Here is a 23,418-nt window from a genome sequence, read left to right as displayed (position 1 = left end):
GGTGGTCCGGGTGGCCGCGCGCGCAGGCGCGGGTCGCCCTGGTCTGCACCATCATAGTGAGCAAGCGGCGTGCCGGCCATACGTCGATTGGCGCATCCATGCCCCGGCCGTGGCATGGAAACTGCACCACCACGGGGACTGTCGCCCCGCCCCCTGATGCCCATGCCCCCCTCCACCGCCGCCATCGCCCCGCCCGACGCGGGTGCTCCCGCCCGGGGTGGCGTGGACATGGACGCGGCTTCGGATGCCCCGCAGCAGGTCGTCAAGGTCCGGCGCGACTACAACAGCTGGGTGGCCACCGAGACCATGGAAGACTACGCGCTGCGCTACACGCCCCAGCGCTTTCGCAAGTGGTCCGAATGGCGCGTGGCCAACACGGCCTTCGGCGCGGCCTCGTTTTTGATCCTGGAAGCCGTGGGCGCCACGCTGCTGGTGCAGTACGGCTTCATCAACGCCTTCTGGGCCATCGTGGCCACGGGGCTCATCATCTTCCTCGCGGGCCTGCCCATCAGCGTGTACGCCGCGCGCTACGGGGTGGACATGGACCTGCTCACGCGCGGTGCGGGCTTCGGCTACATCGGCTCCACGCTCACCTCGCTGATCTACGCCTCCTTCACCTTCATCTTCTTCGCGCTGGAGGCGGCCGTGATGGCCTATGCGCTGGAGCTGGCGCTCGACATACCGCCCACCTGGGGCTACCTGATCTGCGCCATTGTGGTGATTCCGCTGGTCACGCACGGCGTCTCGGCCATCAGCCGGCTGCAGGTCTGGAGCCAGCCGCTGTGGCTGGTCATGCTGGTCGTGCCCTTTGCCTACGTGGTGATGCACGATCCTGGTGCGTTTGCGGGCATTGCGCACTATGGTGGTGAGTTCGGCCGGGGCGCAGCATTCCAATTGCCCTTGTTTGGTGCAGCGCTCACCGTGGGCATCGCGCTGATCACGCAGATGGGCGAGCAGGCCGACTACCTGCGTTTCATGCCTGCGCGCACGCCGGCCACGCGCGGGCGCTGGTGGCTGGGCGTGCTCGTGGGCGGGCCGGGCTGGGTGGTGCTGGGCGTGCTCAAGATGCTGGGCGGCGCGCTGCTGGCCTACCTGGCCCTGACCCACATGGTGCCGGCCGACCGTGCGGTGGACCCGAACCAGATGTACCTGGTGGCCTATGAATACGTGTTCCCGCACTACGGCTGGGCGGTGGCGGCCACGGCGCTGTTCGTGGTGGTCTCGCAGATGAAGATCAACGTGACCAATGCCTATGCGGGCTCGCTGGCCTGGTCCAACTTTTTCTCGCGCCTCACCCACAGCCACCCGGGGCGCGTGGTGTGGGTGGTGTTCAACACCCTCATCGCCTTCATGCTGATGGAGATGAACGTCTTCCGCGCCATGGGCGAAGTGTTGGGCCTGTACTCCAACATCGCCATCGCCTGGATCATGTCGGTGGTGGCCGACCTGGTCATCAACAAGCCGCTGGGCCTGTCGCCCAAGGGCATCGAGTTCAAGCGCGCCCACCTGTACGACATCAACCCCGTGGGCGTGGGCTCCATGGCGCTGGCTTCGGTGGTCTCCATCAGCGCGCACCTGGGCTTCTTCGGCCCGTTGCCCCAGGCCTTCTCGGCCGTGATCGCCATGGCGGTGGCCTTTGCCACCGCGCCGCTCATCGCCTGGGCCACGCGCGGGCGCTACTACATCGCGCGCCAGCCCGAGCCGCCGGCCGTGCCCATGCACGGGCCGGTGAGCGGCCAGGTTGCGGCCGACCTGGGCACCTACACCCGCTTTTCGGTGCAGCGCTGCGTCATCTGCGAGCGCGAGTACGAGGCGCCCGACATGGCGCAGTGCCCCGCCTACGGCGGCGGTATCTGCTCGCTGTGCTGCACGCTGGACGCCCGCTGCGGCGACCTGTGCAAGCCCCACGCGAGCATGGCGGTGCAATGGTCCTCGGCCCTGCGCTGGGTGCTGCCGCGCGCCATCTGGCGCTACCTGGACACGGGCCTGGGCCACTTCCTGCTGCTCATGCTGGTGATAGCGCCGCTGCTGGCCTCCGTCATGGGCCTGCTGTACCACCAGGAGCTCAACACCATCGGCCAGGCCCTGACCGACACCGAGGTGCAGGCAGCGCCCGAGGTGGCGCTGCGCTCGGGCCTGCTCAAGGCCTACCTGGCGCTCCTGGTCATCTCCGGCATCGTGGCCTGGTGGCTGGTGCTGGCGCACAAGAGCCGCCAGGTCGCGCAGGAAGAATCGAACCGCCAGACCGGCCTGCTGGTGCGCGAGATCGAGCTGCACCGCCAGACCGATGAGGCCCTGCAGAACGCCCGCAGCGTGGCCGAGCAGGCGCGCCAGGTGGCCGAGGAGGCCAAGCGCGCGGCCGACCAGGCCAACCAGGCCAAGAGCCGCTACATCAGCGCCATCAGCCACGAGATCCGCACGCCGCTCAACTCCATCCTGGGCTACGCCCAGCTCATGGGCGAGGACACCGGCGTGCCGCCGCACCGCAAGCAGGCCGTGCACGTGATCCGCCGCGGTGGCGAGCACCTGCTGTCGCTGATCGAGGGCACGCTGGACATCGCGCGCATCGAGTCGGGCAAGCTCACGCTGGACGTCACGCCCATGCGCTTTGCCGATGGCCTGCACGAGATGGCCAGCCTGTTCGAGCTGCAGGCTGCGGCCAAGGGCCTGGCCTTCCAGTTCGACGTGCAGGGCACCATCCCCGAGGTGGTGCGCGCCGACGAAAAGCGCCTGCGCCAGATTCTCATCAACCTGCTCGGCAATGCCGTCAAGTTCACCGCGCAGGGGCGCGTGACCCTGCGCGTGCGCTACGCCCGCGAGATCGCGCGCATCGACGTGCAGGACACGGGGCCCGGCCTCACGGCCGACGAGATCGAGCGCATCTTCGAGCCCTTTGCGCGCGGCGGCAGCGCCGCCGCCGTGGCCGCCACGCCCGGCGCGGGCCTGGGCCTGACCATCGCCAAGATGCTCACTGCCCTCATGGGCGGCGAGCTCAGCGTGACCAGCGAGCCCGGCCTGGGCTCGGTGTTCCACGTCAAGCTCTTCCTGCCCGAGGTGCATGCCGAGGCGCTGGGCAAGGCTTCGGCACCCGCCCTGCAGGCGCCGCGTGTGCGCAAGGGCTATGCCGGCGAGCGCCGCCGTATCCTGGTGGTGGACAACGAGGAGGCCGACCGCGAACTGCTCGTGCAGTTGCTCGAACCCCTGGGCTTCGAGCTGCGCCAGGCCGCCAGCGGCCACGACGCGCTGGACCTGCTGGCCACGGGCTACCGCCCCCATGCCCTCTTCATGGATCTGGCCATGCCGGGCATCGACGGGTGGGAGACGCTGCGGCGGGTTCGGCAAATGAATCTGCCAGAACTCCATTGCGCCATCGTGTCTGCCAATGCCTTCGACAAGGCGCTGGACAATGACGTGGACATCCGCCCCGAGGACTTCATCGTCAAACCCGTGCGCCACAGCGAGCTGCTCGACTGGCTGGAGCGGCGCCTGGCGCTGCAGTGGCTGGGCGAGGCCGTACCCGAAGCTGCGCCCCCAGCGCCCGCGTCCGCGCCGGGTGCCGAGGGGTTCAGCTACCCCCACCCCGGCGCGCTCGCGGCCCTGTCGCAGGCCGTGTCGCTGGGTTACTACCGCGGCATCCTCAACGCCCTGGACGAGATCGAGCGCGAACAGCCGGTGCATGGCGCTTTCGTCGATACCATGCGGGGCCTGGCCCGGCAGTTCCAGTTCGATGCCATGGGCCAGATCCTGGAGCAAGCCCCGCCATGACCACCACCGCCGCCTCCCACCCGCCTGCACCAGGCGGCGCTGCGCTGGACCGCAGCGATAGCGATGTGGTGCTCATCGTCGACGACGTGCCCGACAACCTGGCCGTGCTGCACGACGCGCTCGACGAATCGGGCTACACCGTGCTCGTGGCCATGCACGGCGAGGCCGCGCTGCAGCGTGCCGCGCAGGCCCTGCCCGACATCGTGCTGCTCGACGCCATGATGCCCGGCATGGACGGCTTCGAAGTGGCGCGGCGCCTGAAGGCATCACCCCAGACCGCGCACATTCCCATCATCTTCATGACCGGGCTGACCGAGACCGAGCACCTGGTGGCCGCGCTGGAGGCCGGTGGCGTGGACTATGTGACCAAGCCCATCAAGCCGCGCGAGGTGATGGCACGCATGGGCGTGCACCTGGGCGCGGCGCGCAAGGCCCGGGCCGACGCCAGCCAGGCGCGCGAGGCGCGCAACGCGCTCGACGCTTTCGGCTACGCCAGCATCACCGTGCGCGCGCTGGACGGGCGCATCGTCTGGCAGACCCCGCTGGCGCGCGAGCTGCTGCAGGCCTATTTCGGCGAAGCCAGCCCCTGGGCGCCCGAGCCCGTGCAGGCCTGGCTGCGCCGCCATGTGCTGCTGGACAACGCGGCCGAGCTGCTGGCCCAGGCCCAGGCCGAGCCGCCGCGCCTGGCCATCGACCAGGGCGCACGCCGCCTGACCTTTCGGCTGCACCAGCAGGCCGGCGACAGCGAGGGCGGCGGAGACTGGCTGATCGTGATGCGCGAGGTCTCGGACGCCAAGATCATCGAATCCATGAGCCTGTCCTTCAAGCTCACCGCGCGCGAGGCCGAGGTGCTCTACTGGGTGGTCAAGGGCAAGATCAACCGCGACATCGGCGACATCCTGGGCGCCAGCCCGGCCACGGTCAAGAAGCACCTGGAGCGCGTGTTCGCCAAGCTTGGGGTGGAGACGCGCACGGCCGCGGCCGGCATGGCGATGAACCGCATCCGGCAACTGCACCCGCAGTTCGAGGGGTGAGGCGCCGCCCCTAGCGGCCTACGGCCTTCTCCAATTGGGCCTTGTTCATTTTCGAGCGGCCCCGGATGCCTTTGCGCTTGGCATCCTCATAGAGCTGTTCACGCGTGCGGCCCTGCGCGCCCTGGTGCGAGCGCCGGCCGCCGCGCACCGGGGCGGGCGTGTCCTTCAGGGTCTTGGGGTGGGCGGTTTCGCTCTCGCCGTGCTGGGCACGTTCCTTGTTGACGGTGCGTGCGGCGATTTCCTCGGCCGTGCGCTCGCTCTTGCCGCGCTGCAGCAGGCTGTCCTTGATATGGCCGTACTGGCGTTCGCGCTTGGCGCTCCAGGCAGTTGAGGGCATGGTGGTTCTCCCGGTGGTGACCCAGGCCCCAACTTAGGCGCTCAGCGGCGCCGCGTGGATAGGACGGGCCTGCGCCTGTCTGTAGGACTGATCTATGCGACCTGCTGTCGGCGCAGCCGCATCACGATGCGGTTGAGCCCGACGGGCGTTACGCCCAGATGGCGTGCCAGGTCCTTCTGCGGGATGCGTGCGGCCAGGTCCGGATGGGCCGCGCAGAAGGCCCGGTAGCGGCCCTCGGCGTCCAGCGTGAGCAGCTCGCGCTCGCGTTCCTCCTTGCGGGCCGCGAACACCATGGTCAGCGCACCCAGTGCCGTGGCCCAGGCCAGGTGCTCGCGCGCCAGGGCGGCCAGCAGCCGGTAGTCGATGCGCTCCAGAACGCAGGGTTCCAGCGCGGTCACCATGAAGGTAGTGCGCCCGCCTGGTGCCAGTGCTGCGATGCTGGCAAAGAAGCGCCCCTCGTGCGCGAAGGACTTGATCCATTCCGTGCCGTCCTCCCCCAGGTAGCACAGCTTGAGCAGGCCGCTGGCCACCGCGTACACATGCGGGTGCTCCACGCCCTGCAGGAAAGCGGTTCCGCCGGCATCGATGCGCCGCACCTCCAGCGCCTGCGCCACACGCGGCCATTCGGGCAGGTCGGTGCTGCCAGCGGCCGATTCGAGCAACGCCTTGAAGGTGGATGGAGGGCCGTGCATTAACCTGGGTTGATTGCAAGAGGACTGCGGCTGCCTACATTGGCAGCCATGAACCCGCACACTGTAGAACAACCAAGGCCGGCACCCCTGCCGCGCACCATCGTCACGGGCGCCAGCTCCGGCATCGGCCGGGCGCTGGCCCTGCACCTGGCGTCCCTGGGCGTGCCCGTGGTGGCCCTTGGGCGCGATGCCGTCCGCTTGCAGTCGCTCGCAGCGCAGCACCAGCTCATCCATGCCTGGCCGGCCGACCTGGCCCGCATTGGCGAGATCGATGCACTGGCGCAGCAGATCGTGGCGCGTTTCCCCGACCTGGGCGTGCTCATCCACAACGCCGGCATCCAGCACGACCTGCGCATGGACGATACAGGCTATGGCAGCGCCGACATCCAGCAGGAGGTGGACGTGAACCTCGTCGCGCCCATCGCTTTCACGCGGGCGCTGCTGCCCCATTTGCAAGGCCGGCGCCAGGCCTGCGTGGTCAACGTCACCTCGGCCCTGGCCCATGCGCCCAAGCGCACGGCGGCCGTCTACAGCGCCACCAAGGCTGGCCTGCGCCTGTTCACCCAGGCGCTGCGGGTGCAGCTGCGCGGCAGCAGCGTGCGGGTCGTCGATGCGGTGATGCCCCTGGTGGACACGCCCATGACGCAGGGGCGGGGGCGCGGCAAGCTGCCAGCCGAGCAGGCCGCCCAGGCGCTGGTCGCCGGTCTCCTCGCCGGCCGTGCCGAAATTCACATCGGCAAGGCGCGCTGGGTGCCCGCGCTGCAGCGCTGGGCGCCGGGGCTGCTCGCGCGCATGCTGCAAAACGCCTGAGACGACACAACGCCCTTTCCTGAAAGCCACGCACCATGAACTACGCCTTCTTCATCCATCTCCGTGCCACCACCGCCTGGCTGCAATTGCCGCGCGAGCGCCGCAACGCACTCACGGCCGAGCACCTGCACCCACTGCTGGGCCCGGGTGCGGGCCTGTCCATGCGCTACTTCGACGCCGAGGCCTTCAGCGCTGCCTGCAGCGATGTGATGCTGGTGGAGACGGCCGACCCGCGCGCCTATTACTTCTTTATCGAGCGCCTGCGCGATTCGCCCCTGATCGCGCACCCCTACTTTGACGTGGTGCAGATCGTGCCCGCCATCGAGGGTGGGTACGAGGCCTTCGAGCGGCACGCAGCGGCCGCTGGCTAGTCTTTCGGAGACACACAAATGCCTCCCAGGCAGACACGCCTGTCGGGCAAGTTCGGACCGGGCGTGTCCGAAAAAAAGAGACAGGATTTCCATCCCGGCCCTGACTCAAGAAACACGGGGCGGCCCCTACAGTGGACTTGCGCAATCTGCGAAATTTTTCTTGTCCCCGAGGCCCGATCATGCTTGAGTCCATCGCCCATGCCCCCGCCCCCACCGTGCGTGTGCACCCGCCGCTGCCCTCGCGCGCGTTCGGTGTGGCATCCTCGCCCGCGTTGGCCGGCCGCACGGCAGCCGGGCCCCAGCCGACCCGCATGGATGCACTCAACCGCCTGGCGACAAAGGAAGAGCGCCTGCCCTTCTGGGTGCGCCTGGTGAAGAACGAGGCCGACCTGCGCAAGGCTGTGCACATCCGCCACGCGGCCTATGCGCGCCATGTGCCCGCTCTGGCGCAAAAGCTGCAGGAACCCGAGGCCACCGACTATGAAGATGGTGTCGTGGTGCTGCTGGCCGAGTCCAAGCTCGATGGCTCGCCCCTGGGCACGGCGCGCATCCAGAGCAACCGTTTTCGCCCCCTGAGCGTGGAGCAGTCGGTCGACCTGCCCCTGTGGATGGAGGGCATGCACCTGGCCGAGGTGACGCGCCTGGGCATCGTGGGCGGCACCATGGGGCGCCTGGTCAAGACGGTGCTCATCAAGGCGGCTTTCCAGTACTGCGAGCGCCAGGGCATCGAGCAGGCCATCGCCGCAGGCCGCGCGCCCATCGACCGGCACTACGAGCAGCTGCTGTTCGAAGACCTGTTCCCTGCCAAGGGTTTCATTCCACTGGCCCATGCGGGCAACCTGCCGCACCGGGTGATGGCCTTCGACATCGACAGCGGCCCGGCGCGCTGGCAGCAGGCGCAGCACCCGGCGCTCAATTTCTTCTGCCATACCCGCCACCCCGACATCGACATGGGGCCGGTGCCGGCGCGCAGCCTGCCTGCCGGCAGCAAGGTCGCCGGTGCGCTGCCGCGCCGCACGCCCGCCAGCGGGCGGCGGGAACTGCCGGCACGCATCAGCAACCGGGCCTTTGCCTGAACTCCCATCCCACCCTGGCAGGGTGGGGGCTGGCCCACCGCAAAATCACCTGTTGGTAAAAAGGCCACACCTGCGGTGGCCTTTTTGCTGCCCGTTGCTTTGTAAACTCCCATAAAACAGGGGGAACGCGCAAAGACTTGCAGGGCAGGCCGTGTGTTCCGTGACAAGATGGAAGTTTGCGCGTGATTGCGGCCGGGTCTGGCCGTGGCCCATGCGCCATCCAGTGCGTGGCCGTGGGGGCCGCGCATCCACACGAAACCATGGGGTCAGCGCGATTGCAGGAGCACGCACGGCATTGGGTACGGCGCGGCGTAGTCATGATGGACTGGCTGCTGCGCGCGATGTCCATCTACATCATTCCCATTGCCATGGCGGGCCTGGCCGTGTGGGCGCTGCTGTTCTGGCAGAGCAACTACCTGTCGGCCGGCGGCCACACCCTGATGATGCGCGTGCTGCCCCAGGCGGCGGCACAGCTCGGCCCCGAGCAGGCGCTGGCGGCGCTGGTGAACCGGCCGCTCAAGTCCTTCCACGATACCAACCTGTCCGAGGAGCCGGTCTGGCTGCTGGTGGATCTGCCGGTGTCGATGGCGCAGCCGCCCTCGGTGCTGTTCCCTTCGCGCCACGCGGTGGAGATGGCCTGCTGGGATGGCAAGAGCCTGGCATCGCTGGGCCAGGCCACGCGTGAGCAGGCCAGCGGCAGCCTGATTCCCATGAAGGCCGGTTTCGGCCTGCCCGAGGCCAGTGCCGGCCAGCGCCTGCTGTGCCGCGCGTCCTTTGTCGGGCCGGCGCGCCTGCAGGCCGACTGGTGGGGCCAGGCCGACCTGCAGGCCTCGGTGCTCGAATTCCACCGCAACCTGGGCCTGCTCGAAGGCGGCCTGGTGGTGCTGGGCATGTTCGTGCTCATGACGGCGCTGATCAACCGCCAGTCGCTGTACGTGCTGTTCGCGGCCTGGCTCGTGGTCACGCTGCGCGTGGGCGCCATCTCCGCCGGCTGGGATGTGCAATGGCTGGGCCACCTGGTGCCTACGCCCTGGCTGTTTCCGACCCGCGCGCTCACGGTGGCGATCTACGGTTTTCTCACCATCACGCTGTACAAGAACCTGTTCCAGGAAGACCTGGACCGCTCGCGCCTGGGCCCCTGGATCCGGGGGGCCCAGTGGGCCTGCGTGCCGCTGTTGCTGGCCGCCGTGTTCCTGCCCTATGGCCTGTACCTGCCCATGATGTGGGTGTCCACCGGGCTGGGCCTGCTGCTGATGACGGTGAGCCTGGTGCGCATCGTGTTCAAGACCCGCTCGCGCGTGGCCCTGTGGTACGGGGCCTCGCTGGGGGTCACCTTCCTGTCGAGCTTCTCGGAAATCGTGGCGGCGGCCTATGGCATGAAGGTGCTGGTGGGCACGGTGAACCACGTCACGGCGGCGCTGTCGTCGAGCCTGCTGGCCGCGCTGGCCATCGCCGAGCAGATGCGCCAGGAACACGTCAAGCGCCTGGAGGTGCAGGCCCAGCTGCAGCATGCCTACGAGGCCATGCCCATCGGCCTGTTCACGCTCGACCTGCAAGGCCGTTTCCTGAGCGCCAACCCGGCGCTCGTGGACATGCTGGGCGACGGCCTGCTGGACAACGGCGGGCGCACCTGGCGCGCGCAGTTCGGCGATGCGGCCTGGCTGCAGCTCGACCAGATGGTGCATGGCCAGGGTGAGACGGAAACCGAGTTTGCCGTGAGCGGGCGCGAGGAGGGGGAGCTGACCCGGCGCTTCATGGTGCGTGCCACCCAGGCGCGCGGGCGCATCGAAGGCTCGCTGCAGGACGTGACCGAGAAATCGCGCGCCACCGAAAACCTGCGCGTGCTGGCCCACCACGATGCGCTCACGCGCGTGCTCAACCGCCGCGGCATCGAGCAGGTGCTGGAGGCGGCCCTGGCGCAGCGCAACCAGGGCAAGCCGCTGGCCCTGGCCTACCTGGACCTGGACCGCTTCAAGCTCATCAACGACCTGTTCGGCCACGCGGCCGGCGACGACGTGCTGCAGCAGGTGTGCGCGCGGGTTTCGCAGATGCTCTCGGGCAACATGCAGATCGGGCGCGTGGGGGGCGACGAGTTCCTCATCGTCTTCCCCGACACCCACATCACGCTGGCCCGGCTCATCAGCCAGGGCATCGTCTCCAGCATCTGCACCAGCCCCTACCGGGTGGGGGCGCGCTCCTTCCACGTGCGCGGCTCCATCGGCCTCATCGAGGTGGCACCGGGCAGCACCATCCGCGACGTGGTGTCCACCGCCGACCATGCCTGCCGCGATGCCAAGCGCGGCCTGCAGCAGGGCCTGGCGGTGTACGAGCGCGATGCGCCCGGCCTGATCGCCCACGAGATGGAGATGAAGCTCGTGGAGCGCCTGTCCTCCGATGAGCGCATCGAAGGCCTGTACCTGGAGATGCAGCCCATCATGTCGCTCACGGCGCCGACCGAGTCGCTCAATTTCGAGGTGCTGCTGCGCATGCGCGATGCCAGCGGTGCCCTGGTGCCCACGCCCCGGTTGATTGCCGCGGGCGAGCACAGCGGGCGCATGGGCGTCATCGACCGCTGGGTGCTGGGCACCGTGTTCGAATGGCTGGGCAAGCACCATGGCCAGCTGGGGCGCACGCAGTTCGTTTGCCTGAACCTGAGCGGTGCCTCGCTCAACGACGAGGCCTTCATCGACGATGTGTTCGCCCTGTTCGACGAGCACCCGCACCTGGCCAGCTGGCTGTGCCTGGAGATCACTGAGAGCGTGGCCCTGCACGACCTGGAGAACACGCGCCGCTTCATCAGCCAGGTGCGCTCCTACGGGGCCAAGGTGGCGCTCGACGACTTCGGTGCCGGCTACACCTCGTTCTCCTACCTCAAGGACCTGCCGTCCGACCTGCTCAAGATCGACGGCAACTTCATCGTCAACATGAACCGCCACCCGGCCAACGTGGCCATCGTCGAGGCCATCGTGAGCCTGGCGCGCAACCTGGGCATGAAGACCATTGCCGAGTGGGCCGAAGACCACGCCACGGTGCAGACCCTGGCCGAGATCGGCGTGGACTATGTGCAGGGCTTCGTCGTGGCGCGGCCCCAACTGCCCGAGGCCTTGCTGAGCGCGTCGTCCGCGGCGAGCTTCATCGCCGACCCGCAACTGGCGCAGTTCGTGCAGTTGCTCGGGGCCTCCGGCCCGCCATCGGGGCAGGCCGGGCTGTTCGGCGAACGCCGCTCCGACGCGCACTGACAGCGCCCGGGTGCGCCCCTGGTGTGCCCGGCTCAGGGCACGATCAGCCGCGCCACATCGCGCGCCATGCCCGAGGGCTCGCGTTGCAGGTGCGCCACCAGGCTGTGCCGGTCGGCCTCGGTGCGCTGCTGCGAGAGAAAGCGCTTGCCTTCGAGCGCGCTGAGTTCGATCTCGAAGCCCGCGAGATGGCGGGCCGCATTCTCCACATAGTCGGGCGCGGCCATGTCCAGCGACCAGGGCTCTGGGCGGTGCTGCTCCTGCGTGGCGGTGAGGGCGGCCAGGTGGGCGAGCATCCAGGCGGCATCGCCGTCCACCCAGTGCAGCCGGCCGCGCGCCTGGGCGGCCACGTAGTTCCAGCTGGGGGCCACGCGCGCGCTGCGCTGGCCGTTCACGTACCAGCGCGGCGAGATATAGGCATTGGGGCCCTGGAACAGCGCCAGCACCGTGCTGCCGTCCGCCACCTCCTGGCGCAGCGGGTGGCTGCGCGCCACGTGGCCCTGCAGGCGCGCCGGGCGGGCGGCGGTGGCACCCGGCAGCAGCAGCAAGGGCAGCAGGTGGGCCTGCAGGCCGCCGTCGATCCCGGTGGCGACCAGGCTGGCCAGCGGGTGGGCGGCCACCAGGCGGTGCAGGGCGGCGGTGTCGTTGTGGGCAAACAGGGCTTGGATGTGCATGGAAAAGAGCGGTGCGTGGCGGTGTCCTGTGCAGTATCGGCAGCCGGGCCTGCGGTGTATTGAAGATTGCGGCCAGCCGGTGCCCGGTGGCGGCGGCGAAAGAGGGCTTCAGTCCAGCACCAGCGTGCTGGCCAGGTGGCCATAGACCGTGGCCACGCGCCGCAGGTGGCGCGATTCGGGGTGGGCCAGCAGCCACAGGCCGGTTTCGCATTCGTCCAGCGCGCCGGTCAGCGCCACCAGGCCGGGGTGCTGTCGGGCCAGGAACAGGGGCAGCACGCCCACGCCCATGCCCAGCGCGATGAGTTCCATCACCGTGAGGATGCTGTGCACCCGGTAGCGCGCCACGGCCTTGGGGTGGTGCCGTTTGCGCCACAGCACCGAGGGGTGCTCGGGGAGCGCATTGTCGGGCGCCACCCAGGGGGCCTGGCCGGCCTGGGCCTCGGCCAAGTGCGCGTAGGCACTGCCCCGCGCGGCAAACAGTGCCATGCGCAGGGCACCCACCTGGCGGCCGACCAGGTGCACCGGCGGGCGGCGTGTGGCGCGCACGGCGATGTCGGTGTCGCGCCGTGTGAGGCTGGCCAGTTCGTTGCCCGCATGCAGCTCGAACTGCAGCAGCGGGTGCTGCGCCGCCAGTGGCAGTAAGGCCGGCGCCACCAGGCCGTGCAGGATGGTGTCGGTGGTGGTGATGTGTACGCTGCCGGCCACCTGTTCGGGCTGGCGCTGGGCGGCCGAACGCGCGGCCTCCAGTGCAGCCTCGGCCTGCTCGGCATGCCCGGCCAGCTGCTGCGCCAGCTCGGCGGCTTGGTAGCCCGCGCGCGAGCGCACGAACAGCGTCTGCCCCAGCCCCCGCTCCATGCGCTGCAGCGTGCGGAACACGGTGGACGGTGCCACACCCAGGCGCTCGCCAGCGCCTGCCAGCGTGCCTGCACGCACCATGGCCAGCAGGCATTCCAGGTCGGCCGGGCCCAGCTGGAAGGCGGTGCCTGTTTGTTGCGTTGGTGCAATCATGGTTTGTTTTGCTGCGTATTTTGATTTCGCTGGTGCAATCATAGATTCGGTACTCCCACCCTTCAAGGAAGCACCATGCCGCAAGCACTCACTCTCGTCAGCCACCCTCTGTGCCCCTATGTCCAACGGGCCGCCGTCGCCCTGGCGGAAAAAGGCATGGCCTTTGAACGCATCGATATCGACCTGGCCAACAAGCCCGCCTGGTTCCTCCAGGTCTCTCCTCTGGGCAAGACGCCGGTGCTGCTGGTGGACGGCCAGCCCGTTTTCGAATCGGCCGTGATCTGCGAGTACCTGGAGGAGACCGCAGCGCCCCGCCTGCACCCAGGGGACGCACTGGCCCGTGCCCGGCACCGGGGCTGGATGGAGTTCGGCTCGGCCGTGCTCTCGGCCATCGCCGCGTTTTACAACGCGGCCGACGAAGCCGCGCTGGCCGCCCGGGCCAAAGACCTGCAGCGCCTGTTCGCGCAGATCGAGGTGCAGTTGGGCACACGCGGTGAAGCAGGTCCTTACTTTTCGGGAGCGGATTTCACCCTGGTCGATGCCGTGTTCGGCCCGGTGTTCCGCTATTTCGATGCGTTCGACCGCATCGGCGACTTTGGCGTGCTCACCGGCCTGCCGCGCGTGGCCGCCTGGCGCGCCGCGCTGGCGGCCCGGCCTTCGGTGGCCGGTGCGGCGGGCGCCGATTTTGGGGAGCGGCTGCGCGCCTTTCTGCGCGCGCGCCAGGGGGCATTGGCGGCGCGCATGGCTAGGCGACCACCGGCACCTGCTGCGGCAGTGCCGGCGTGAAGCCGCCGAACTGCCGGAACTGCCGCGTCATGTGCGCCTGGTCGGCATAGCCGGCCTCGTGCGCCAGGTCGGCCAGCGAGGAAAGATGCCCCCTCTGCACCCAGGCCATGGCGCGCTGGAAGCGCAGGATGCCGGCCAGGCTGCGCAGCGGCAGGCCCACGGCGGCCAGCACATCCCGGCGCAGAGTGCGCTCCGGCACGGCCAGCGCCGTGCACAGCGCGTGCAGTGGGGCGCCGGGGTGCTGGCGCAGCCAGCGCAAGGCCAGCAGGGCGCGCGCCTGCGACGGGCTGGTGGCCGGGGCCGGGCCGGCCCGCCGCGCCAGGGCTGCTGCCGCCGTGGCCAGTGCGGCCTGCAGGCCCTCGGTCTCGGTGGCTGCGAGCACCGGGAGTGCCAGGGGCCCGAGCGCCTGCTCGGCCGCAGGCCCGGTCAGCACCCGGTTCACCAGCGTGGCCGGGTTCAGCCCTAGGCAGGCGCCGCCCCAGCCGAGCTGGAAGCGCACACCCACGCTCCAGAGGGCGGCTCGGTGGGCCACGGTGCCAGGCCGGTCTGCGGGGCCGGCAATGGCCAGGGTGACGGCCGTGATGCGGCCTGCGGCATCCAGCAGCGCATGTGCCACCAGGTCCATGCGGCCATCGGGCAGGATGGTCTGCCGGCGCCCGGCCGCGGGGCGGTAGCGCCACAGCGCCTCGATCCGCGCGGGGTCCAGCGCACCCAGCGGCAGTTCCTCGTAGGGCAGGGCTTCCCGCGGAGAGGAGCGCATGCGGGGGCGGGTGGCCGGTGGCCTACATTCCCAGCGACTTGAGCAGCTCGTCCGTATCGGATCCGCCGCCGCCGTTGTCCGCTGCGGGGGCGGGCGCCGCGGCCGGCGCATGCTGCGACTGGGCCATCAGCGCGTCGGGGTCGGGTGTGTCCTGGGCCTCGAAATCCACCATCTTGATGAACTCGGTGCGGTCGATGGCCAGCTCCAGGTAGAAGATGTTGTTGCTGGCCGTGTAGAAGGTCACGCGCCGGGCCTCGGGCTTGTCCAGGTTGGCGTCCACGCTGAGCATCACCTGCTTGTTGAGCACCAGCATCTTGGGCTGGTTCTGGGTGATGTGGGTCTGCAGCTCGCGCCGCACCTTGCCGGTGAAATCGCCCACCACCTGGTTCATGAGCTCGCCCATGACGTTGGCCACCTCGTCCGAGGTGTAGGAGCTGACCAGGTCGTCCTTGGACATGCCCATGTTCAGCAGGTAGCTGGAATACAGCTCCATGGCGGCCTGGGCCGAGAAATTGATGATCACCAGGCCGGAAAAGCCGCCATCGAACAGCACGAAACAGCCGATATCGGGTTTCAGGCAGGTCTTGCTGATGCGCTGCACCATGCCGGAATAGTGGATCTGGCTGTGCGTGGCGACGTTGAGCACGCGCGTGACGGAATTGCACAGGCTGACCAGCAGGTCTTCGGTGCCGTAGATGACGGCAGAGGGGGAATTGTCTTCAGGGAGGCTCATGGTGGTCTCGAAAAAGGGGCACAGTGCTTGCATACAGCATAGGCCAAGCGGCCGCGCTCGGCCAGAGTGGTTACATGGCGCTGTGGCTCCCAGGGTCAAGGCGCTATGCTGTGGGTTGACAAGCAACCGGCTCGGCGTATCGTGCCAGCCATCCAAGAGGGAGGAAACCGATGGGCGTGTATACCTATGGGCTGGACGATCTCCAGTCGATTGCCGCGGGCGCGGCGGTTCTGGCCAGTGGCGGCGGCGGCAGTTACAACGATGCCTGCACCATCCTGCAGCAGTTGGCGGTCCAGGGGACCTTCACCCCCGTGACCGTCAAGGACTACGACGGGAAAACCCCGGCCTGCGTGCTGGCCATCATGGGCTCGCCCGATGCGGCCGATGGCCTGACGCTGTCGGCCATCCAGAACTCCATCACCAACACATCCCAGGTGTTCGAGCAGGCCACCGGCAGCCCGCTCGGGGCCCTGATCCCGGTGGAAGTCGGCCCCATCAATTCGCTGGTGCCCCTGATCGGCGCCGGCATGTCCAAAGGCACCATCTACGTGGTCGACGGCGATGGCGCCGGCCGTGCCGTGCCCGAACTGCCCCAAACCACCTTCACCGGCAGCGCCAAGCTCGCTCCCACCCCCTGTGCCCTGGCCAATGACGTGCCGCCCTCGCCCCAGGTCGAGTCGGCCGTGCTCGGCGCGCCCACCGCGGACAAGGTGGAAACCCTGGCCGGCGGCGTGGTCGGTGGTTTTGGCGGCTACTCGGGCATCGCCATGTGGCCGTCCAACGCCAGCAACGGCTATGCGCTCACGGGCAACTACATTCCCGGCACCATGGAGCAGGCGCGCAAGCTCGGCGCCGCCCTGCGGCAGGCGCCTGCGCCCCTGCCCACGGCCTCCGTGGCGGCCAATATCACGGAACTGACGGGGCGCGCGGCCAAGGCGGTGCTGACCAACTTCTACATCACGGCCGTCACGCAGTCCACCTCCAGCGCCTCCTCGCTGGACTCGGGCATCATCCGGCTCGACAATGCACCCGATCCGGCCCAGAGCACCGAGACGCACTACCTGTACAACCTGAACGAAAACCTCATCATGTACGGCACGGCGAGCACCTCGCCCGACATCATCGCGCCCGACTCGATCTGCTACTACTCGGAGAGCACGGGCCGGGGCTTTTCCAACGCCAGCGACGACCTGGCGATCTACTTCGACGCCACCAAGGGCCACAGCACGGGCAAGCAGGTCAGCATCATCTATGTGCAGACGGCGCCCCAGCTGTACAACACGCCGGGCGTGGTGGCCTCGTTCGCGGGGCTGCTGCGCAACATCGGCTACGCCGGCGCCATGCCTGCGGCCTGAGCCGGTGAACGGACAGGGGACGGCCCGCCATGGGTGAAGCAGATCTGAACCGCGAGCGGCTGGAGCTGGCGCTGGAAGCCGCCGGGCTGGACCTGTGGGAGAACGACCTGGTCACCGGCACCGTCACCCGCAAGGCCACCAAGACCTTCCTGGAGCTGGGCTTCACCGAGGAGGAGATCGTCTCGGGCCTGCAGGATGTCTACGGCCTGTTCCACCCCGATGACCTGGCGACGGTGCAGTCGGCCGTGTCCGACCACATGTCTGGCGTCACCCCGCAGTACCGCTGCGAGTTCCGGCTGCGCGCCAAAAGCGGCGAGTGGGTCTGGTATGCCAACTACGGCCGCATCATGGACGGCCATACCGACACGCCGGGCAAGCGCCTGATCGGGGTGACCTTCAACATCGACGACCGCAAGCGCAAGGAAGACGAGATCGCCCAGATAAACCGCCAGCTGCGCGAGCAGAATGCCCTGCTGCAGGAGCTCAACACGGCGCTGGAGCAACTGGCCGCCTGCGATGCGCTCACGGGCCTGTCCAACCGGCGCACGCTGATGGAGATGGGCGCGCGCGAGTGCCTGAGCACCGGGCAACTGGGCCAGCCGCTGTCGCTGATGGTGGTGGACATCGACCACTTCAAGGCCGTGAACGATGCCTGGGGCCACCTGGCGGGTGACCGGGTGATCTGCGCCGTGGCCCAGGCCTGCCTGGCACGCTCGCGCACGGCGGTGGACATCGTGGCCCGCTTCGGCGGCGAGGAGTTCGTCATCGTGCTGCCGGGCATCGACGCCCCCAGCGCCATGCGCCTGGCCGAGTCGCTGCGCACGGGGGTGTCGGACCACAATGTGCTGGTCGATGGCGACGGCGCCTGCGTCACCGTCACCGTGAGCATCGGCGTGGCCACCCTGTACGACGCGCGCGGCGCCAGTTTTGAGGAACTGGTCAACACCGCCGACAAGGCCCTCTACCGCGCCAAGCAGGCCGGGCGCAACAATGTCCAGTCGGCCGTGGCGGCAGAGTCTGCGGCCCGTGCCGAGGCCCACATGCTGCTTGATCCTGGGCAGACCCAGGGCAGCAGCGCACTGACCAACTGAGCGCGGGTATCAGCCCTTGCCTGCGGCCTGGTGGATGGCCGCACGGATGCGCGGGTAGGTGCCGCAGCGGCAGGCATTGCCCGACATGGCGGCGTCGATGTCGGCATCGGTGGGCCGTGCGGTCTTGGTGAGCAGGGCGCAGGCCGACATGAGCTGGCCGCTCTGGCAGTAGCCGCACTGGGCCACGTCCAGCGTGGTCCAGGCATTGCGCAGGGCCTCGGCCTGCGGGCCCGCCAGGCCTTCGATGGTGGTCACGTCGCCATCGCCCACGGCCGACAGCGGCGTGATGCAGGCGCGTGTGGGCTCGCCGTTCAGGTGCACGGTGCAGGCGCCGCACAGCGCCATGCCGCAGCCGAATTTCGTGCCGTTCATGTGCAATTCGCCGCGCAGCACCCACAGCAAAGGGGTGTCCGCCTCGGCGTTCACGGAAACGGCCTTGCCGTTGATGCGCAGGGTGGTGGGCATGGATGGGGCTCCAGTGGGGGCGGGTGGTTCAGGCCAGGCGCAATGGCAGGCTGCGCAGGCGCTGGCCGGTCAGCGCAAAGACCGCGTTGGCCACGGCGGGGGCGATGGGTGGAACGCCCGGCTCGCCCACGCCTTCGGGCGGCTCGGCGCTTGGCACGATGTGGACCTCGGTGCGTGGGCAGTCGGCCATGCGCAGCAGCGGGTAGTCGTGGAAGTTGGCCTGCTGCACCTGGCCCTTGTCCACGGTGATCTCGCCATGCAGCGCGGCCGTGAGGCCGAAGACCACGGCACTCTCCATCTGCTGGGTGATGAGGTTGGGGTTGATGGCCGCACCGCAGTCGATCACGCAGACCACGCGGTGCACGCGGATGGCCTTGCTGTCCGCCGCGACCGAGACCTCGGCCACCTGGGCCACGATCGACCCAAAAGACTGGTGCAGCGCAATGCCCCGGGCACGCTTCGCCCCCGAGGCATCGGCCGCCAGCGGCTGGCCCCAGCCCGCGAGCTCGGCCGCCTTCTGGAGCACCTGCAGGTGGCGCGGGTGCTTTTGCAGCAGCCCGGCGCGAAAGGCCACCGGGTCCTGCCCGGCGGCCGCGGCCGCCTCATCCATGAAGCTTTCCTTGAAGAAAGCCTGGTGCGAATGCCCGACCGAGCGCCAAAAGCCCACGGGCAGCGGCAGCGCGACGATCTCGTGGGCGATGCGCGCATGGGGCCATTCGTAGGGCTGGTCGAAGGCGCCCTCCGAGGTGGTCTTGTCCGGCCCGGCCCCGGGCAGGCCGAAGATGCGGCCCAGCACCTGGGGCACGATGGCCTGGCCCACCGAGAGGTTGTCCCAGGCCACCAGCTTGCCGCTCGCATCGAAGCCTGCCTTGAAGCGTGCCATGCAGGCGGGGCGGTAGAAGTCGTGCTGCGTGTCCTGCTCACGCGTCCACAGCGTCTGCACGGGCGCGCCGTCGGCTGCACGGGCGATGGCAGCCGCCTGGGCCACATAGTCCACCTCCAGCCGCCTCCCGAAGCCGCCGCCCAGCAGCAGCTGCCGCACCTCCACCTTGTCTTCGGCGATGCCCAGCACCTTGGCCGCGGCCGCACGTGCCAGGTCGGGCACCTGGGTCGATGTCCACACCGTAGCCGCCCCGTCTTTGAACTGTACCGTGCAGTTGATCGGCTCCAGCGCCGCATGGGCCAGGTAGGGCGCGCGGTAGTCGGCCGTGATGGTGCGCGCCGCGCCCTGCATGGCCGCCGGGGCATCGCCGCTCTGGTGGTAGCCAAAGCCCTTGGCCTGGTCCAGCGCCTGGGCCAGTTGTTCGTAGACCGCCGCACTCGACAGGGCCGCGGCGGGGCCATGGTCCCACTCCACGGTCACGGTGGCTGCCGCCTTGCGCGCATGCCAGGGCGTGTCGGCGATCACGGCCACCGCGCCGGTGCCGCCGTTCAGGGCGTCCACGGCCAGCACCTTCTTCACGCCGGGCAGCTTCTCGGCCGCCGCTGCGTCCATGCGCAGCAGCTTGCCGCCGCGCGTGGGGCACATCACCACCGCGGCATGCAGCAGGCCGGGCGGGTTGGCGTCGATGCCGAACACGGCCGTGCCATCGAGCTTGCTGCGCGCCTCGATGCGCGTGAGCGGCTTGCCGATCAGGCGGAACTGCGCGGCCTCCTTGAGCACCACCTTTCCCGGCAGCGGCTGCTGCGCCGCCAGCGCCGCGAGTTCGCCAAAGCTCGCGCGCTGGCCCGCGGCATGCTCCACCACGCCGGCCTGCACCGTGCATTCGGCGGCCTGAACGTTCCACTGCGCAGCCGCCGCGCGCACCAGCATGGCGCGCGCGCTGGCGCCGGCCTCGCGCATGGGCAGCCACAGGTCCTTGATGCTGGAGGAGCCGCCCGTCATCATCACGCCCACCTCGCGCATGGTCTTGGCGGTGAGCCAGCCGGCCACAGCCTTGATGGAGCCATCGTTGTCGGGGTGGAAGTGCAGGCCATCGACCACCGTGGCCAGGTTGTTGTAGATGTCGTCGATGGGCGCCATCTCCAGCCGCAGTTGGGGCCAGTCGGCATCGAGCTCCTCGGCCAGGATGGCGGCCAGGCCGGTGTGCGTGCCCTGGCCCATCTCGGCCTTGGCCATCATCACCGTGACGCTGTTGTCGGCACCGATCTTGAGCCAGCCATTGAGCGCGGCCTGCCCGCCCGCCGTGGGCAGCGGCTGGCCCGTGCGCAGGCGCTGGCGCGGGGGCAGCGCCCCCCAGCCAATCACCAGCGCGCCGGCCGTGGCCACGCCCCCCCAGAGCACTGTGCGTCGTTTCACCATGGTTGTTGCCTGCCTCTCGTGGGAACAGTTGTCCAGCCATCGTAAACCGGGGGCGGGGGTTGTGGACAACGCCTAGGCGACACAACGGGCAGATCGTTGCCCTGGGGTGGCTACTGCAGCGCTTTCAGCGTGCCGGCAGCGCCACAAACGCGGGCAGCCGCTCTGCCTGCACGGAATAGGCGGCCAGTGCCGGGTAGCGTGCCGCCTCCACCACCTGCGCCACCATCATCTGCATGAAGTCCCAGGCCACGGCGGTGGTGATCCCGGCATCGCCGATCTCCTGCGCGGGGTCGGGCAGGGGGGCGCGCACCAGCTCATCCTCCAGCAGCGCACAGGCAGCCAGCAGCTGGCCCGTCACCCGGTCCAGCCAGGGGGCGTGCAGCTTGCCGGCAGGGCGCAGCTGGTGCTCGTAGACGATCTGCACCGCCTTTTCGCAGGCGGCTAGCGCCAGTCCGGTCAGGCGCAGCTCGCGCTGCAGGGCCGGGCCGCCCGGGGGCTGAAGCCGGCGCGCCGACTGCGTGACCGCCCATTGCAGTATCAGTGTCGAGTCCATGAGCACACCGCCGTCGTCGCAAACCAGGGTGGGCGCCTTGACCACGGGGTTGATGCGGCCGAAGGCCTCGAAGGTGCTGAACACCGACAGCGGCAGGTGCGTGAACGGCACATCGAGCACCGTGAGCGCGATGGCGACGCGGCGGACAAAGGGGGAGTCGAGCATTCCAACCAGCTGCATGGGTCTGTTTCCTCAAAAAAAGCACCGGCCACCACGGGCCGCAGGTCATGCACCATAGAGGCATGCCGGTGCTGCGTGAAGCTGCGGTCATCGGAATAATGGAGGCCAAACCGATGGATGATCGGCACCGGCGCAACCCCTGCTCAACACACCGCACGATGGAACTCGACAAGAAGGATTGGCTCATCCTCGAAGCCCTGCAGACCGATGCCCGCCAGAGCCTGGCCGCGCTGGGCAAGCGCATCGGCCTGTCGCAGCCGGCCATGAGCGAGCGCGTGCGCAAGCTCGAAGACGCGGGCGTCATCGAGGGCTATGGCGCGCGCGTCAACCTGCGCGCCATCGGTGTGCGGCTGCAGGCCCTCATCCGCATCCAGACCACGCATGCCGGCATCGCGCCCTATGTGAAGCTGTTCGAGAGCATGCCCGAGGTGCTGGAGGCCGACCGCGTCACCGGCGAAGACTGCTTCATCGTGCGCTGCGCCATTGCCGAGCCCGGGGACCTGCAGCGCGTGGTCGATGCGCTGGCCCGGCACGGCGGCGTGACCACCTCGCTGGTGCTGTCCAGCCCGGTGCGCAAGACCACCACCGTGCACGCGCTCCAGCGGCCGGCGCGCTGAGCGGCTGGCCGCAGCGCACCGCGCGTGGCGTACGCCGCAGGCGCGCAGGGTACTCTCCTTTTGATAGCTGAATCTGCCCATCTGGCATGGGCGGAATAGGTATCGCGGCCCTCCACGTAACCAGCCGTGTACGCCACCCGGCGTATTTCCGATCCCGGGGGCTGTCTCCAGAATCCATTCCATCGACCGACCAAGGCACCCATCCAGGTGCCATCGGGCGAAGCGGTTTGTTGATGAACCACCACCCTTCCACTGGAGAAGCACACATGCAACGTCGTTATTCCCTCAAGGCCCTCGCGGCCGTCGCTACGCTCGCTGGCCTGTCTGCACTGCCAGCCCATGCGCAGGACACCATCAAGGTCGGCATCCTGCACAGCCTCTCGGGCACCATGGCCATCTCGGAAACCGTGTTGAAAGACACCGTGCTGATGGCCATCGACGAGATCAACGCCAAGGGCGGTGTCCTGGGCAAGAAGCTCGAACCCGTGGTGGTGGACCCGGCCTCCAACTGGCCCCTGTTCGCCGAAAAGACCAAGCAGCTGCTGGGCCAGGACAAGGTTTCGGTGATCTTCGGCTGCTGGACCTCGGTGAGCCGCAAGTCCGTGCTGCCCGTGGTCGAGGAAATGAACGGCCTGCTGTTCTACCCCGTGCAGTATGAAGGCGAAGAGCTGTCCAAGAACGTGTTCTACACCGGTGCCGCGCCCAACCAGCAGGCCATCCCCGCGGTGGACTACCTGATGAGCAAGGACGGCGGCAGCGCCAAGCGCTGGGTGCTGCTGGGCACCGACTACGTCTACCCCCGCACCACCAACAAGATCCTGCGCGCCTACCTCAAGTCCAAGGGCGTGAAGGACAGCGACATCGACGAGAAGTACACCCCCTTCGGCCACTCGGACTACCAGACCATCGTGGCCGACATCAAGAAGTTCAGCCAGGGCGGCAAGACGGCCGTGGTCTCCACCATCAACGGCGACTCCAACGTGCCCTTCTACAAGGAACTGGGCAATGCCGGCCTGAAGGCCAAGGACGTGCCGGTCGTCGCCTTCTCCGTGGGCGAGGAAGAGCTGCGCGGTGTGGACACCAAGCCCCTGGTGGGCCACCTGGCTGCCTGGAACTACTTCCAGTCCATCAAGAGTCCGGCCAACACCGAGTTCATCAAGAAGTGGAGCGACTACGCCAAGGCCAAGGGCATCGCCGGCCACAAGGACAAGCCACTCACCAACGACCCGATGGAAGCCACCTACATCGGCATCAACATGTGGAAGCAGGCCGTCGAGAAGGCCAAGAGCACCGATGTGGACAAGGTGATCGCCGCCATGGCCGGCCAGACCTTCAAGGCACCGTCGGGCATCGTCTCCAAGATGGACGAGAAGAACCACCACCTGCACAAGAGCGTGTTCATCGGCGAAATCAAGGCCGATGGCCAGTTCAACGTGGTGTGGAAGACGCCTGGCCCTGTGAAGGCCAAGCCATGGTCGCCCTTCATCGAAGGCAACGACAAGAAGAAGGACGAGCCGGACGGCAAGAGCAAGCTCTGATCGTTGCAGGTTCCGGGAGGTGCAATGCGCCTCCC

The 23,418-nt window shown here is 68.7% G+C and carries 20 protein-coding genes; 11 read left to right on the top strand and 9 right to left on the bottom strand.

Annotated features, from left to right (window positions below; all coding sequences use genetic code 11):
- Positions 1–162 precede the first annotated feature (162 nt).
- Both HNP48_RS11025 and HNP48_RS11020 read left to right on the top strand, forming a co-directional pair.
- On the top strand, positions 163–3,765 hold the full coding sequence (locus HNP48_RS11025) for an ATP-binding protein (RefSeq protein ID WP_184856954.1): 3,603 nt from the start codon (positions 163–165) through the stop codon (positions 3,763–3,765).
- A complete protein-coding gene (locus HNP48_RS11020; protein ID WP_184856953.1) occupies positions 3,762–4,799 on the top strand; it encodes a response regulator in 1,038 nt (345 codons plus the stop codon). Before HNP48_RS11025 ends, HNP48_RS11020 begins: the two co-directional genes overlap by 4 nt.
- Positions 4,800–4,809: 10 nt before the next feature.
- Here HNP48_RS11020 and HNP48_RS11015 read toward each other — a convergent pair whose 3' ends face one another.
- On the bottom strand, positions 4,810–5,136 hold the full coding sequence (locus HNP48_RS11015; RefSeq protein ID WP_184856952.1) for a plasmid stabilization protein: 327 nt from the start codon (positions 5,134–5,136) through the stop codon (positions 4,810–4,812).
- Positions 5,137–5,228: 92 nt separating this feature from the next.
- Positions 5,229–5,828: a Crp/Fnr family transcriptional regulator gene (locus HNP48_RS11010; protein WP_184856951.1), complete on the bottom strand. Its 600-nt coding sequence runs from the start codon at positions 5,826–5,828 to the stop codon at positions 5,229–5,231.
- Between the two features lie 48 nt (positions 5,829–5,876).
- Between HNP48_RS11010 and HNP48_RS11005 the strand changes: the two genes are divergently transcribed.
- The 4 genes from HNP48_RS11005 to HNP48_RS10990 all read left to right on the top strand — a co-directional run bounded on the left by HNP48_RS11005 (position 5,877) and on the right by HNP48_RS10990 (position 11,324).
- On the top strand, positions 5,877–6,638 hold the full coding sequence (locus HNP48_RS11005) for an SDR family oxidoreductase (RefSeq protein ID WP_184856950.1): 762 nt from the start codon (positions 5,877–5,879) through the stop codon (positions 6,636–6,638).
- Between the two features lie 35 nt (positions 6,639–6,673).
- On the top strand, positions 6,674–7,009 hold the full coding sequence (locus HNP48_RS11000; RefSeq protein WP_184856949.1) for a darcynin family protein: 336 nt from the start codon (positions 6,674–6,676) through the stop codon (positions 7,007–7,009).
- Positions 7,010–7,188: 179 nt separating this feature from the next.
- Positions 7,189–8,085: a hypothetical protein gene (locus tag HNP48_RS10995; RefSeq protein WP_184856948.1), complete on the top strand. Its 897-nt coding sequence runs from the start codon at positions 7,189–7,191 to the stop codon at positions 8,083–8,085.
- Positions 8,086–8,402: 317 nt separating this feature from the next.
- Positions 8,403–11,324, top strand: coding sequence for an EAL domain-containing protein (locus HNP48_RS10990; RefSeq protein ID WP_260420192.1), 2,922 nt, complete (start codon positions 8,403–8,405; stop codon positions 11,322–11,324).
- A 32-nt stretch (positions 11,325–11,356) separates the two neighbouring features.
- Here the strand turns inward: HNP48_RS10990 and HNP48_RS10985 are convergent, their stop codons facing one another.
- Together HNP48_RS10985 and HNP48_RS10980 are read right to left on the bottom strand one after the other, a co-directional pair.
- Positions 11,357–11,995, bottom strand: a complete 639-nt coding sequence (locus tag HNP48_RS10985; protein WP_184856946.1) for an FMN-binding negative transcriptional regulator — start codon at positions 11,993–11,995, stop codon at positions 11,357–11,359.
- A 108-nt stretch (positions 11,996–12,103) separates the two neighbouring features.
- Positions 12,104–13,003 carry a LysR family transcriptional regulator gene (locus tag HNP48_RS10980; protein ID WP_184856945.1) on the bottom strand — a complete coding sequence of 300 codons (900 nt, stop codon included), beginning with the start codon at positions 13,001–13,003 and terminating at the stop codon, positions 12,104–12,106.
- Between the two features lie 75 nt (positions 13,004–13,078).
- Here HNP48_RS10980 and HNP48_RS10975 point away from each other — a divergent pair, with 75 nt between their 5' ends.
- Positions 13,079–13,789 carry a glutathione S-transferase family protein gene (locus HNP48_RS10975; protein WP_184856944.1) on the top strand — a complete coding sequence of 237 codons (711 nt, stop codon included), beginning with the start codon at positions 13,079–13,081 and terminating at the stop codon, positions 13,787–13,789.
- Here the strand turns inward: HNP48_RS10975 and HNP48_RS10970 are convergent.
- Together HNP48_RS10970 and HNP48_RS10965 are read right to left on the bottom strand one after the other, a co-directional pair.
- On the bottom strand, positions 13,749–14,549 hold the full coding sequence (locus HNP48_RS10970; protein ID WP_184856943.1) for an AraC family transcriptional regulator: 801 nt from the start codon (positions 14,547–14,549) through the stop codon (positions 13,749–13,751). The two genes, HNP48_RS10975 and HNP48_RS10970, sit on opposite strands and share 41 nt — an antisense overlap.
- Before the next feature lie 22 nt (positions 14,550–14,571).
- Entirely contained in the window at positions 14,572–15,282 is a 711-nt protein-coding gene (locus HNP48_RS10965) for a DUF3334 family protein (RefSeq protein ID WP_184856942.1), read from the bottom strand.
- Positions 15,283–15,452: 170 nt separating this feature from the next.
- On the opposite strand from HNP48_RS10965, the gene HNP48_RS10960 reads away from it, so the two are divergent.
- The gene (locus HNP48_RS10960; RefSeq protein WP_184856941.1) at positions 15,453–16,637 is read left to right on the top strand and encodes a DUF917 family protein; all 1,185 of its coding nucleotides are present in this window, start codon (positions 15,453–15,455) and stop codon (positions 16,635–16,637) included.
- 29 nt (positions 16,638–16,666) lie between these two features.
- On the top strand, positions 16,667–17,728 hold the full coding sequence (locus tag HNP48_RS10955) for a sensor domain-containing diguanylate cyclase (protein WP_184856940.1): 1,062 nt from the start codon (positions 16,667–16,669) through the stop codon (positions 17,726–17,728).
- Between the two features lie 9 nt (positions 17,729–17,737).
- On the opposite strand, the gene HNP48_RS10950 is transcribed toward HNP48_RS10955, so the two are convergent.
- From HNP48_RS10950 to HNP48_RS10940, 3 genes are all read right to left on the bottom strand, one after another.
- Positions 17,738–18,193 carry a (2Fe-2S)-binding protein gene (locus tag HNP48_RS10950; protein ID WP_184856939.1) on the bottom strand — a complete coding sequence of 152 codons (456 nt, stop codon included), beginning with the start codon at positions 18,191–18,193 and terminating at the stop codon, positions 17,738–17,740.
- 28 nt (positions 18,194–18,221) lie between these two features.
- A complete protein-coding gene (locus HNP48_RS10945) occupies positions 18,222–20,495 on the bottom strand; it encodes a xanthine dehydrogenase family protein molybdopterin-binding subunit (protein ID WP_184856938.1) in 2,274 nt (757 codons plus the stop codon).
- Positions 20,496–20,619: 124 nt separating this feature from the next.
- Positions 20,620–21,228 (bottom strand): glutathione S-transferase, encoded by a 609-nt coding sequence (locus HNP48_RS10940; protein ID WP_184856937.1) that lies wholly within the window; start codon positions 21,226–21,228, stop codon positions 20,620–20,622.
- Positions 21,229–21,386: 158 nt separating this feature from the next.
- On the opposite strand from HNP48_RS10940, the gene HNP48_RS10935 reads away from it, so the two are divergent.
- Positions 21,387–21,845 (top strand): Lrp/AsnC family transcriptional regulator, encoded by a 459-nt coding sequence (locus HNP48_RS10935; RefSeq protein WP_184856936.1) that lies wholly within the window; start codon positions 21,387–21,389, stop codon positions 21,843–21,845.
- Between the two features lie 266 nt (positions 21,846–22,111).
- Entirely contained in the window at positions 22,112–23,383 is a 1,272-nt protein-coding gene (gene urtA / locus HNP48_RS10930) for an urea ABC transporter substrate-binding protein (RefSeq protein WP_184856935.1), read from the top strand.
- The last annotated feature ends 35 nt before the right edge of the window (positions 23,384–23,418 follow it).

The sequence above is a fragment of the Acidovorax soli genome (assembly GCF_014207955.1).
GTDB lineage: Bacteria > Pseudomonadota > Gammaproteobacteria > Burkholderiales > Burkholderiaceae_C > Acidovorax > Acidovorax soli_A.
The sequence above is the reverse complement of the archived record's forward strand: the minus strand, read 5'-3'. Positions and strand labels throughout refer to the sequence as shown.

Excerpts from the sequence above, each read along its gene's own strand:
- HNP48_RS11025 (WP_184856954.1), top strand. The coding sequence starts at position 163 with ATGCCCCCCTCCACCGCCGCCATCGCCCCGCCCGACGCGGGTGCTCCC.
- HNP48_RS11020 (WP_184856953.1), top strand. The coding sequence starts at position 3,762 with ATGACCACCACCGCCGCCTCCCACCCGCCTGCACCAGGCGGCGCTGCG.
- HNP48_RS11015 (WP_184856952.1), bottom strand. The coding sequence starts at position 5,136 with ATGCCCTCAACTGCCTGGAGCGCCAAGCGCGAACGCCAGTACGGCCAT.
- HNP48_RS11010 (WP_184856951.1), bottom strand. The coding sequence starts at position 5,828 with ATGCACGGCCCTCCATCCACCTTCAAGGCGTTGCTCGAATCGGCCGCT.
- HNP48_RS11005 (WP_184856950.1), top strand. The coding sequence starts at position 5,877 with ATGAACCCGCACACTGTAGAACAACCAAGGCCGGCACCCCTGCCGCGC.
- HNP48_RS11000 (WP_184856949.1), top strand. The coding sequence starts at position 6,674 with ATGAACTACGCCTTCTTCATCCATCTCCGTGCCACCACCGCCTGGCTG.
- HNP48_RS10995 (WP_184856948.1), top strand. The coding sequence starts at position 7,189 with ATGCTTGAGTCCATCGCCCATGCCCCCGCCCCCACCGTGCGTGTGCAC.
- HNP48_RS10990 (WP_260420192.1), top strand. The coding sequence starts at position 8,403 with ATGATGGACTGGCTGCTGCGCGCGATGTCCATCTACATCATTCCCATT.
- HNP48_RS10985 (WP_184856946.1), bottom strand. The coding sequence starts at position 11,995 with ATGCACATCCAAGCCCTGTTTGCCCACAACGACACCGCCGCCCTGCAC.
- HNP48_RS10980 (WP_184856945.1), bottom strand. The coding sequence starts at position 13,003 with ATGATTGCACCAACGCAACAAACAGGCACCGCCTTCCAGCTGGGCCCG.
- HNP48_RS10975 (WP_184856944.1), top strand. The coding sequence starts at position 13,079 with ATGCCGCAAGCACTCACTCTCGTCAGCCACCCTCTGTGCCCCTATGTC.
- HNP48_RS10970 (WP_184856943.1), bottom strand. The coding sequence starts at position 14,549 with ATGCGCTCCTCTCCGCGGGAAGCCCTGCCCTACGAGGAACTGCCGCTG.
- HNP48_RS10965 (WP_184856942.1), bottom strand. The coding sequence starts at position 15,282 with ATGAGCCTCCCTGAAGACAATTCCCCCTCTGCCGTCATCTACGGCACC.
- HNP48_RS10960 (WP_184856941.1), top strand. The coding sequence starts at position 15,453 with ATGGGCGTGTATACCTATGGGCTGGACGATCTCCAGTCGATTGCCGCG.
- HNP48_RS10955 (WP_184856940.1), top strand. The coding sequence starts at position 16,667 with ATGGGTGAAGCAGATCTGAACCGCGAGCGGCTGGAGCTGGCGCTGGAA.
- HNP48_RS10950 (WP_184856939.1), bottom strand. The coding sequence starts at position 18,193 with ATGCCCACCACCCTGCGCATCAACGGCAAGGCCGTTTCCGTGAACGCC.
- HNP48_RS10945 (WP_184856938.1), bottom strand. The coding sequence starts at position 20,495 with ATGGTGAAACGACGCACAGTGCTCTGGGGGGGCGTGGCCACGGCCGGC.
- HNP48_RS10940 (WP_184856937.1), bottom strand. The coding sequence starts at position 21,228 with ATGCAGCTGGTTGGAATGCTCGACTCCCCCTTTGTCCGCCGCGTCGCC.
- HNP48_RS10935 (WP_184856936.1), top strand. The coding sequence starts at position 21,387 with ATGGAACTCGACAAGAAGGATTGGCTCATCCTCGAAGCCCTGCAGACC.
- urtA (WP_184856935.1), top strand. The coding sequence starts at position 22,112 with ATGCAACGTCGTTATTCCCTCAAGGCCCTCGCGGCCGTCGCTACGCTC.